Source organism: Streptococcus massiliensis DSM 18628 (genome assembly GCF_000380065.1).
GTDB classification, from domain to species: Bacteria; Bacillota; Bacilli; order Lactobacillales; family Streptococcaceae; genus Streptococcus; species Streptococcus massiliensis.
This window is the reverse complement of record NZ_KB904379.1, coordinates 18,365-28,376: the sequence shown is the minus strand read 5'-3', so window position 1 is coordinate 28,376 and position 10,012 is coordinate 18,365. Positions and strand designations below refer to the sequence as shown.

11 protein-coding genes and 2 tRNA genes are annotated in these 10,012 nt (G+C 46.5%); 1 reads left to right on the top strand and 12 read right to left on the bottom strand.

Annotated features, from left to right (window positions below; genetic code table 11):
- Nucleotides 1-239 (top strand): ISL3 family transposase (locus A3I3_RS0104280; RefSeq protein ID WP_018371499.1); only part of this gene is annotated, 239 nt, incomplete at its 5' end.
- Nucleotides 240-311: 72 nt separating this feature from the next.
- Here the strand turns inward: A3I3_RS0104280 and rpsA are convergent.
- The 12 genes from rpsA to parE all read right to left on the bottom strand — a co-directional run bounded on the left by rpsA (nt 312) and on the right by parE (nt 9,986).
- The gene (gene rpsA / locus A3I3_RS0104275) at nt 312-1,514 is read right to left on the bottom strand and encodes a 30S ribosomal protein S1 (protein ID WP_018371498.1); all 1,203 of its coding nucleotides are present in this window, start codon (nt 1,512-1,514) and stop codon (nt 312-314) included.
- Between the two features lie 168 nt (nt 1,515-1,682).
- Nucleotides 1,683-1,754, bottom strand: a tRNA-Gln gene (locus tag A3I3_RS0104265).
- A gap of 9 nt (nt 1,755-1,763) precedes the next feature.
- Nucleotides 1,764-1,844: transfer RNA gene (locus A3I3_RS0104260), tRNA-Tyr, on the bottom strand.
- 50 nt (nt 1,845-1,894) lie between these two features.
- Nucleotides 1,895-2,125: a DUF2969 domain-containing protein gene (locus A3I3_RS0104255; protein WP_018371496.1), complete on the bottom strand. Its 231-nt coding sequence runs from the start codon at nt 2,123-2,125 to the stop codon at nt 1,895-1,897.
- Between the two features lie 114 nt (nt 2,126-2,239).
- A complete protein-coding gene (locus A3I3_RS0104250) occupies nt 2,240-3,262 on the bottom strand; it encodes a branched-chain amino acid aminotransferase (RefSeq protein ID WP_018371495.1) in 1,023 nt (340 codons plus the stop codon).
- Nucleotides 3,263-3,408: 146 nt separating this feature from the next.
- Nucleotides 3,409-3,765: a hypothetical protein gene (locus A3I3_RS0104240; protein ID WP_018371493.1), complete on the bottom strand. Its 357-nt coding sequence runs from the start codon at nt 3,763-3,765 to the stop codon at nt 3,409-3,411.
- A gap of 76 nt (nt 3,766-3,841) precedes the next feature.
- The gene (gene parC, locus A3I3_RS0104235) at nt 3,842-6,289 is read right to left on the bottom strand and encodes a DNA topoisomerase IV subunit A (RefSeq protein WP_026129802.1); all 2,448 of its coding nucleotides are present in this window, start codon (nt 6,287-6,289) and stop codon (nt 3,842-3,844) included.
- Nucleotides 6,290-6,466: 177 nt separating this feature from the next.
- A complete protein-coding gene (locus tag A3I3_RS0104230) occupies nt 6,467-7,027 on the bottom strand; it encodes a nucleotidyltransferase family protein (protein WP_018371491.1) in 561 nt (186 codons plus the stop codon).
- Between the two features lie 30 nt (nt 7,028-7,057).
- Entirely contained in the window at nt 7,058-7,336 is a 279-nt protein-coding gene (locus tag A3I3_RS0104225) for a hypothetical protein (protein ID WP_223873770.1), read from the bottom strand.
- A gap of 96 nt (nt 7,337-7,432) precedes the next feature.
- Nucleotides 7,433-7,816, bottom strand: coding sequence for a GNAT family N-acetyltransferase (locus A3I3_RS0104220; RefSeq protein WP_018371489.1), 384 nt, complete (start codon nt 7,814-7,816; stop codon nt 7,433-7,435).
- Between the two features lie 17 nt (nt 7,817-7,833).
- A complete protein-coding gene (locus tag A3I3_RS10815; protein ID WP_155978932.1) occupies nt 7,834-7,992 on the bottom strand; it encodes a hypothetical protein in 159 nt (52 codons plus the stop codon).
- A gap of 50 nt (nt 7,993-8,042) precedes the next feature.
- Nucleotides 8,043-9,986, bottom strand: a complete 1,944-nt coding sequence (parE, locus tag A3I3_RS0104210) for a DNA topoisomerase IV subunit B (protein ID WP_026129804.1) — start codon at nt 9,984-9,986, stop codon at nt 8,043-8,045.
- Nucleotides 9,987-10,012: the final 26 nt, after the last annotated feature.

Here is a 10,012-nt window from a genome sequence, read left to right as displayed (position 1 = left end):
CTTCTGTAAACCCTATCTTTCAAACTGTTTTTAAGACCTTCTTGAAAAACAAGGATAAGATCCTGAACGCACTGGAACTGCCCTACTCAAACGCAAAACTAGAAGCTACTAACAACCTCATCAAAGTCATCAAGCGAAACGCTTTCGGCTTTCGGAACTTTGACAATTTTAAAACTAGAATCCTCATCGCTTTGAACATCAAAAAGGAGAGGACTGATTTAGTCCTCTCCAGATTATAACTTCTCATCAACCCACTACAGTTGACAAAGAGCCCAAAAAAGATTGAGAAAATCTCAATCTTTTTAATCTTCTTATAATTCAATATCACCGAACAAGTCAGCCATTGAGAATCCAGTTTGAGTTTCTGGAAGTTCAAAGTCACGTTTTTCTTGACGTTTTTGACGACGTGGACGTGATTGACGTTTTTCCTCTTTTTGATCTTCTTCTTGGACTGGACGTTCTTCAAGTGCCTTGATAGAAAGGGATACACGTTCATCTGCGGCATTGACATCAAGCACTTTAACAGTCACTTCTTGACCAACCTTAAGCACATCTTTAGGATTTTCAACACGTTTGTGTGAAATTTGTGAAATGTGCACCAAGCCGTCAATTCCTGGCAATACTTCAACGAAGGCACCAAAGTCAGTCAAACGTTTCACAGTCCCTTCGATTACATCACCAGCAGCCAATTTTTGCTCAACGCCGTCCCATGGTCCAGGTGTTGTAGCTTTAAGAGAAAGAGATACGCGCCCTTCTTCTTCGTTCAAATCAAGAACTTTCACTTCGATTTCTTCACCGACTGAAACGACAGATTTAGGTGATACGTTGCGCTCGTGTGACAACTCAGTCAAATGAACAAGACCATCCACACCACCGAGGTCAATGAAAGCACCGAAGCTAGTGATACGAGCAACTTTGCCTTTTACAATATCACCAACATTCAATTTACCAAACACTTCTGCACGTGCTGCAGCGGCTGCTTCTTCTACAACTTCACGACGTGAAAGGATAAAGCGATTTTCTTTAGGGTCAACCTCTTTAATTTTTGCTTCAAACTCTTGACCTACAAAACGTTCAGTGTTGCGAACGAAACGAGTATCAAGCATTGAAGCTGGAATGAAACCACGAAGCCCTTCAAATTCGACTGAAAGTCCGCCCTTAACTGCGCGAGTTCCTTTAACAGTAACTACTTCTTCTTCACGACCAACCAATTTGTCCCATGCTTTGCGAGCTTCTAAACGTTTTTTAGATACTAGGTATGTAACTGTATCAGTATCTTTACCTACTACTTGGCGAAGAACAAGCACTTCAAGTGTTTCACCTGGTTTCACAAGTTCGTTAATGTCTGCATCACGGTCGTTTGTCAATTCGCGAAGAGTCAAGACACCTTCTACACCCGTACCAGCGATTGCAACATTAGCTTGGTTAGCGTCAACTGTCAATACTTCAGCAGTAACAACGTCACCTGGTTCAACTTGGCTAACACTGTTTAGCAAATCTTCAAATTCATTCATCTAAAAAAATCCTCCAACAATCAAGCTTTTGCTTGACATACTTTAAAATATTTTCCCTAAGCACCCGCAATGACAACATTGATTTATCTTTAACGTCTATACCCATATACAATATGGGTAAAATATCCCTAGACATTTTACCTCTTGCATGATATGTTTACTTAAGAACTGGGGTAGCTGGATTCGAACCAACGCATGAGGGAGTCAAAGTCCCTTGCCTTACCGCTTGGCTATACCCCATTAGTTGAATGGAGAGAGAGGGATTCGAACCCCCGAACCCGAAGGAGCGGATTTACAGTCCGCCGCGTTTAGCCTCTTCGCTATCTCTCCGATAATCAACGATACTCATTATATCATTGATTTCTTTAAAAATCAAGAACTTATTTATTCAAATTATAAGTTTCGATTGAATTTTCCACTGCTTTTTCAAGTTTTTTGTAAAAACTTTCGATATTTCCGTTTTTTACGATAGCAAATTGACCATCTAGTTCGGCAATTTCTCCAATTAACTTTTTACCAATTGTCAAAGCATAACCTTCATAACTATCTTGTCCGACTGTAACTTTTGCATCTGTCACTTGAATTTCAATTTTTTTATCTTTTTTACTCATTTTTCTACCTCTTTCAAGAGACTATTGTACACAAAAAGCCGCCCAGAAGCAAGTTTTATGAGAACGAGGCTAAAAATTATATTTCAGCCTCTATTTTTAATTTCCGTAAAAAGTTTAATCCACCTTGACAATCCAGCCTGCTGGCGCTTCTACATCGCCAAACTGGATGCCCGTTAGTTCGTCATAGAGCTTACGCGTGACAGGTCCGACTTCGGTCTCACTGTAAAAGACATGGAAATCATCGCCATTTTGAATGCCACCGATTGGCGAAATCACGGCAGCCGTACCGCAGGCACCTGCTTCAACAAAACGATCCAAATCAGCAATCGGTACATCTCCTTCTACCGGCTTCAAACCAAGGCGATTTTCCGCCAAATAAAGGAGAGAATACTTAGTGATTGACGGCAAAATGGACGGGCTGAGCGGTGTTACAAACTCATTATCCTTGGTAATCCCGAAGAAATTGGCAGAGCCGACTTCCTCAATCTTGGTGTGGGTAGCTGGGTCTAGGTAAATCACATCTGAAAAATTCTTGTCGTGGGCGATTTTCCCCGGTAAGAGACTGGCAGCATAATTTCCACCGACCTTGGCAGCACCCGTCCCATAAGGCGCAGCACGGTCATAATCTTGTGACACGATAAAGTTAGTCGGTGTCAAGCCGCCTTTGAAGTAATTGCCAACCGGCATGGTGAAAACGGTGAAAATATACTCTTCTGCCGGTTTCACACCGATAATGTCTCCCACCCCAATTAAGAGCGGACGGATGTAGAGCGTGCCCCCCGTACCATATGGCGGAACGTATTCTTCGTTGGCGCGGACGACCTGCTTACAAGCATCCACAAACATGTCTGTCGGAACTTGCGGCATGAGCAAGCGGTCAGCCGTTCGTTGTAAGCGCTCCGCATTTTTATCGGGGCGGAAAAGCTGAATGCTACCGTCCTTGGTTCGATAAGCCTTGAGCCCCTCAAAAGCCTGCTGGCCGTAGTGAAGACTTGGAGACGACTCAGAAATATGCAAGGTCGCATCTTCTGTCAATTCTCCTTTTTCCCACTGACCATTACGGTAGTGAGCGATGTAGCGGTAAGGCAATTTCATATAAGAAAAACCGAGGTTTTCCCAGTCAAGATTTACTGTCATAAACTTCTACTCCTTTTAACTATCACAGAAATCCTTCTGTCTCACTCCCTATTTTACACCTTTTTGAAATATTTTCAACAGTTTTTTGCAAAATTCTGAAAATTCTTTTTTTAGAAAAACCAGCACGAAGCTGGTTGGTCATTTTCCTACCAAAGAAATTCTAGCAATTTCTTTTTTAAGGCGGATAAGGCTTCTTCAGAAAATTCATGAGCTTTCTTTCTATCTTCAGGAAGTCTTTCTATATAAGTAATAACTTCTTCTACCAAAATTTCATACTGCGGAAATGGAAGACACTTCATTTGAGCAGAAATAAAATCAAAGGCTTGTTCAAATTGCTCACTTTCAAGCAACTCTGTTAGATAAAGGCGACCGTCCACAGTTTTTCCTTCCTCGTCTTCAACCATCCCCAAATCTAACTCCGTTTTCTGAAGGTGCATAATGGCGCCGATGACATTTCCCGCTCCTTTAATTTGCTGCATAAACCAATCTTCTTCATAAGCCATTTGTCTCACCTCTTTTTCTTTATTTTATCAAGTCCTATTTAATTAGCAAGCAAAAACCAGCACGAGGCTGGTTCTGCTATTTTATATAAGCCGCAAAGACTTCTTCGTCCGAAATGGTATCTGAGATAAAGCTGCCGTTGCTGGTGCGCTCAGACAGGCTGAGGTCAGCAAGATTGATTTCATAGGTCGTTCCCTTGTTAGAAATCACTTGCAAGATTTGTTCGTCTTCAGAAACTTCTGTGCTGAAAAGGTCTAGTCCCGCTTGCGAACTCAAGACTGCTCCCGCCAGGAAAACGCGGTGCGGTTTGGATTTGAGTTCACGCAGGACTTGCAGTCCACGATTGGCACGGCTGGTCGCTGGAATATCTGCAACTGCCATGCGCTTGAGGGAGCCACGCTGGGTCAAAAGATAGAGCGAGTCGGTGTTAGCAACAAAAGCTGCCGTTAAAACATCGTCTTTTTTGAGATTGATTGCCTTGACTCCTGCCGCCTTGGCACCGACCACAGGCACTTCTTCAATATTAAATCGCAGAGCGTAGCCATTTTTCGTGACCAGCATGACATCGTCCAGCATGATTGGCGCAATCGCCACCACCTGGTCGTCCGCATTTTTCAGCTTGGCAAACTTGAGCGACTTAGACTTGTAAGTCCGCCAAGGGCTAAACTCGCTGCGCTCCACGCGCTTGATTTGCCCCAGCTTGGTCGCCGCAAAATAAGTCCCCTGCTCAAAAGTATCGACAATTTCCGTATAGAGCACTTCTTCCTTGGTGTCAAAATTGGTAATGGTCTGGCTCAGATGCTCGCCGATTTCCTTCCAGCGAATGTCCGACAGCTCATGAACAGGTCGATAGATGACATTGCCAAGAGAGGTGAAAATCAGCAGGTGCTGAGTGGTCTTGGCTGGGCTGACAAAGACCAGACGGTCGTCGTCACGCTTGCCAATCTCCTCCAGAGCAGAAGAATTAAAGCTCCGCGGGCTCGTGCGTTTGATGTAGCCGCTGCGCGTCACGCTGACATAGGTATCTTCCTCGACAATCAAGCTCGCTGTATCAATCTCAATGGCATTGGCCGTATCTTGCAGCTCGCTGAGGCGCGGATTGCCAAATTTCTTTTTGACCTCGCGTAGCTCACGCTTCATGAGATTGTACATGGTGCGCTCGTCGCCGATAATCGCCGCTAGCATCGCAATTTTCTCGCGCAATTCAGCCTGCTCTTCCTCCAAAATCACCACATCGGTATTGGTCAGGCGGTAAAGTTGCAAGGTCACAATGGCTTCCGCCTGCTCCTCGGTAAAATCATAGCTGACCTTGAGGTTTTCCTTAGCGTCAGCCTTATTTTCAGAAGCACGGATTAGAGCGATAACGTCGTCCAAAATGGAAATCACCCGAATCAATCCCTCCACAATATGGAGACGCTTTTCCGCCTTAGCCTTGTCAAAACGGCTGCGCGATAAAATAATTTCCTTGCGGTGAGCGATGTAGCTTGTCAAAATCGGCACCAGTCCAACCTGCTGCGGCGTGAAATGATCAATCGCCACCATGTTGAAATTATAGTTGATTTGCAAGTCGGTGTACTTGAAAAGATAGTTGAGAATGAGCTCGGTATTGGCGTCTTTCTTGAGCTCAATGGCAATACGCAGCCCGTCGCGGTCGCTTTCGTCCCGCACTTCGGCAATCCCTGCCACCTTGTTATTGACCCGCACATCGTCGATTTTCTTGACTAAAACTGCCTTATTGATTTCATAAGGAATTTCAGTGACAAAGATTTGCTCCTTGCCGCCCTTGAGCTTTTCAATCTCGGTCTTAGAGCGCACAACCACGCGCCCCTTGCCTGTTTCGTAGGCTTTTTTGATTTCGTCGCGCCCTTGGATAATGGCTCCCGTCGGAAAATCTGGCCCCGGCAAAAACTCCATGAGCTTGTCAACCTTAGCCGATGGGTGGTCAATCATATAAACCGTAGCGTCAATGACTTCTGCCAAATTGTGGGGCGGAATATCCGTCGCATAACCAGCCGAAATCCCTGTCGCCCCATTGACCAGAAGATTTGGAAAGGCAGCCGGCAAAACAGTCGGCTCCTTCTCCGTATCATCAAAGTTCCAAGCAAAAGGCACCGTATTTTTATCGATGTCTTCTAGCAGATAGCCCGCCATTTCAGACAAACGCGCCTCGGTATAACGCATAGCCGCAGGCGGGTCACCGTCCATGGAACCATTATTTCCGTGCATTTCGACCAAAATCTCACGATTTTTCCAGTCCTGCGACATACGCACCATAGCGTCATAAATGGAGCTGTCCCCGTGCGGGTGAAAATTCCCCATGATATTCCCGACCGACTTGGCCGACTTGCGGTAGCCCTTATCAAAGGTGTTACCGTCCTTATTCATGGAATAAAGAATGCGCCGCTGAACGGGCTTGAGGCCGTCGCGAATGTCCGGCAGTGCCCGTTCCTGAATGATATATTTAGAATAGCGCCCAAAGCGCTCTCCCATGATGTCCTCAAGGGACATGTTTTGTATGTTAGTCATGATAATGATACAAAAGGCGTTAAGAAAACCGTATGAAAATAGGAAAGCGACACCGCAATCAAAGGATTGCAAGGAGCTTTGTCTTTTTCATTAGGTTTTTAGCCTGTGTTCAAATCCTTTCTCTTAGATACAAGAACGCTTGCCCTTGCTCAATTCTTTTTCATAATTTTTGTTACTTTATTTCACAAAATTCCGCTTGTAGAGGCGGTGGTTGCGGATGTTTTCTGCTGCATCTTTTTCATCCCAGATTTGGAGTTCCCAAGGATAGTAAAAATTACTCTTATTTTTAAAATAAATATGAATCCCGATATAGCCGTCACTATCTCGCAAATACCAATTTTTCAATCCGTATTTTTCTTTCCACTCGTCCAAATGCTCCAAAATCTCCGCTACCTCATCCGACTGCAAAATCACACGCGCACCAAAAATGTCGTTTAAAATATTATTGACTGGATATTTGGTCTCACGTTCTTTATAGCGCTTGATTTTATCTAAAATGCTCTCTGCGGTCTTCACTCGATAGTAGTAATGAATATCCTTTACATCCGCTTGGTACAAGTAATCGTTGATTGACTCGTGGAGGTTGAGCCGATAAGACAAAATCGCCTCCACAGGCACCTTGCTAAAAGTGTGCGATAGATTTACTTTTTCTACCTTGCCCGTTTCAAAATAATCCTCTGAATACAAGCAGAGAATCCGATTGATTTTAGAAATCAATCGCTCAATTTTTTCTAACATGGCATTGCCCTCACTTTATGATGATATTGCTCACTTCTTCTTCACAAATTTGACGCTGGCGGTTGTGCCTTCTCTTCCTTCTGCTGCGATTTGTTGGAAGTAGATTTCCTTGTCGTTGATTTTTTCGATGTGGTAGGTCGTCCCGTCGCTTTCAACCAAGTCAAATTCCTTATCTGATTTGCCTTTGACCGTCAGTTTTTCAGAGACAAAATTGTCTTGGTCTCTGATTGCCCACTGTCCGTTTTCTTTCGAGAATTGGTAGGTAACTTTCCACTCCTCACTGTACCATTTTCCTTTCAGCCAGGGCAAGTCGGCGTTTTTGCTTTTGTACAAGCCACCAAAAGACCGATAAACAGCAACGAAGCAAAAAGAATAGCTAATTTTTTCATTTGTCTGCCTCCAATTTTATTTTCTCAAGCGCAGGGCAGAGCCGATTGGGATGAAGCCTAGCGCCTTGTAAAAGCCGTCTTCTTCTGACGCGAGCTCAATCCGTGTCGCTGGCTGTCGCGCTTCAATCTCCTCAATCAATCTGCGCCCCAGACCTTGCCTGCGGTGACTTTTGGCAACGATGATTTCGCCGATAAAAGTCGTCTCAACGCCGTCGGTGATGTAGCGGGCAAAGCCGATAATCTCGCCCGCCTCTTCCAGCACGAGCCAAATCGAAGCGGACGCTTCAAGCATGGCCGCCACTTTTTCCTTGGTAAAATTCGTCCACTGCTCCGCCTGATAAAGGGCGAACAGCCCGTCAAGGTCGGAAGGGGTGGCGGTACGTAAAACAATATTGTCCATAAAACACCTCATCTTCTCTACTCATCCAGATACAGCCCTTTTCCCACGCTTTGCTGGATTAACTCTTGCGCCAACTGCCAGAGCTCGGGAGCCTCGTCCTTGATAAACTTCTTTTTCAACAAGACTTGCGACTTGGTCAAGCCAGTCGGATTGTAGTTCTTCTCGGCTACTTGCAAATAACTGATGATGAGCGGTATCAGCGCGTCAATGATACGAGAGTATTTTGTTAAAATACCCCACTTTCTTCCAACGTAAACTTAACATTATCCTCAATCCACTTGCGGCGGGGGGCGGGTTTGTCGCCCATGAGGACGGAGACGCGGCGCTCGGCACGAGCGAGGTCTTCAATGGTCACGCGGATAAGAGTGCGGGTGTCAGGGTTCATGGTCGTCTCCCAGAGCTGGTCGGCGTTCATCTCGCCCAGCCCCTTGTAGCGCTGGAGCATGGCGCCCTTGCCAAATTTCTTGCGCAGCTCCTCCAGCTCGCTATCCGTCCAAGCATACTCTACTTGCTCCGTCTTGCCCTTGCCTTTGGACATCTTGTAGAGCGGCGGCAGCGCGATATAGACCTTGCCCGCTTCAACCAGCGGACGCATATAGCGGTAAAAGAAGGTCAAGAGAAGAGTCTGGATGTGGGCACCGTCGGTGTCGGCATCGGTCATGATGATAATCTTGTCGTAGTTGGCGTCGGCTAGCGTAAAGTCCGCCCCGACACCTGCGCCAATGGTGTAAATCATGGTGTTGATTTCTTCGTTTTTGAGAATGTCCGCCATTTTGGCTTTCTCGGTATTGAGCACTTTCCCGCGCAGGGGAAGAATGGCTTGGAACTTGCGGTCGCGTCCTTGCTTGGCAGAGCCCCCGGCAGAATCCCCCTCGACCAGATAGAGCTCATTCTTGCTGGCGTTTTTGGATTGGGCAGGGGTCAGCTTGCCAGACAAGAGCCCCTTGTCTTTTTTGTTTTTCTTGCCGTTGCGGCTCTCATCACGAGCACGGCGCGCCGCTTCTCTAGCGTCACGCGCACGGATTGCCTTGCGGATGAGATTGCTTGCTAGCTCGCCATTTTCCAAGAGAAAGAACGTCAACTTGTCTGACACAATGGCATCCACCGCTGGACGAGCCAGCGGGCTACCTAGCTTGTCCTTGGTCTGCCCCTCGAACTGCAAATGCTCCTCGGGCACCAAGATAGACAGCACCGCAGCCAGTCCCTCGCGGTAGTCGGAGCCCTCCAGATTTTTGTCCTTGTCCTTGAGCAGCCCCGTTTTTCGCGCGTAGTCGTTCATGGCTTTGGTAATGGCGGTCTTGAGCCCCGTCTCGTGCGTTCCGCCGTCCTTGGTGCGGACGTTGTTGACAAAGGACAGGATATTGTCAGAATAGCCGTCATTGTACTGGAGCGCCACTTCGACTTGGAAGCCCCCTTCTTCGCCCTCGAAAGAGAGAACAGGCGTCAGCGTCTCCTTGTCTTCATTGAGGTAGCTGACAAAGTCCTGTACGCCGTTTTCGTAGTGAAACTCGACCGCTTCGCCTGTGCGCTCATCGGTCAGTGACAGGTGAACGTTTTTGAGCAGAAAAGCAGATTCGTTGAGCCGCTCAGCGATGATGTTGTATTTAAAATCCGTCGTTGAAAAAATCGTGTCGTCTGGCATGAAAGTAACCTTGGTACCCGATTTTGACTTGGGCGCCGTACCGACTTTTTTCAAGCCCGTCGCTGGTTTACCACCATTTTCAAAGCGCTGCTTGTAAACAGTCCCGTCACGCGTGATTTCCACTTCCAGCCAGCTAGACAGAGCATTGACCACCGAAGAACCAACCCCGTGGAGCCCGCCCGAAGTTTTGTAGCCGCCTTGACCGAACTTACCCCCTGCGTGCAACACCGTGAAGATGACCTCAACCGTGGGAATACCCATAGCGTGTGTGCCGACAGGCATACCACGACCATGGTCGGTAACTGTCAAACTCCCATCCTTGTGAATGGTAACATCAATCCTGTCACCAAAGCCCGACAAGGCCTCGTCCACTGCATTATCGACAATCTCCCAAACCAGATGATGCAGCCCAGCGCCGTCAGTCGAGCCAATATACATACCGGGGCGCTTGCGCACAGCGTCCAGCCCCTCCAATACCTGAATGGCGTCATCATTATAATTGTTAATGTTGATTTCTTTTTTTGCCACAATGGCCTCCTCGTTCATAAACAATC

Bases quoted from the DNA above. Each gene is read 5' to 3' on its own strand.
- rpsA (WP_018371498.1), bottom strand. From the start codon at position 1,514: ATGAATGAATTTGAAGATTTGCTAAACAGTGTTAGCCAAGTTGAACCA.
- A3I3_RS0104255 (WP_018371496.1), bottom strand. From the start codon at position 2,125: ATGAGTAAAAAAGATAAAAAAATTGAAATTCAAGTGACAGATGCAAAA.
- A3I3_RS0104250 (WP_018371495.1), bottom strand. From the start codon at position 3,262: ATGACAGTAAATCTTGACTGGGAAAACCTCGGTTTTTCTTATATGAAA.
- A3I3_RS0104240 (WP_018371493.1), bottom strand. From the start codon at position 3,765: ATGGCTTATGAAGAAGATTGGTTTATGCAGCAAATTAAAGGAGCGGGA.
- parC (WP_026129802.1), bottom strand. From the start codon at position 6,289: ATGACTAACATACAAAACATGTCCCTTGAGGACATCATGGGAGAGCGC.
- A3I3_RS0104230 (WP_018371491.1), bottom strand. From the start codon at position 7,027: ATGTTAGAAAAAATTGAGCGATTGATTTCTAAAATCAATCGGATTCTC.
- A3I3_RS0104220 (WP_018371489.1), bottom strand. From the start codon at position 7,816: ATGGACAATATTGTTTTACGTACCGCCACCCCTTCCGACCTTGACGGG.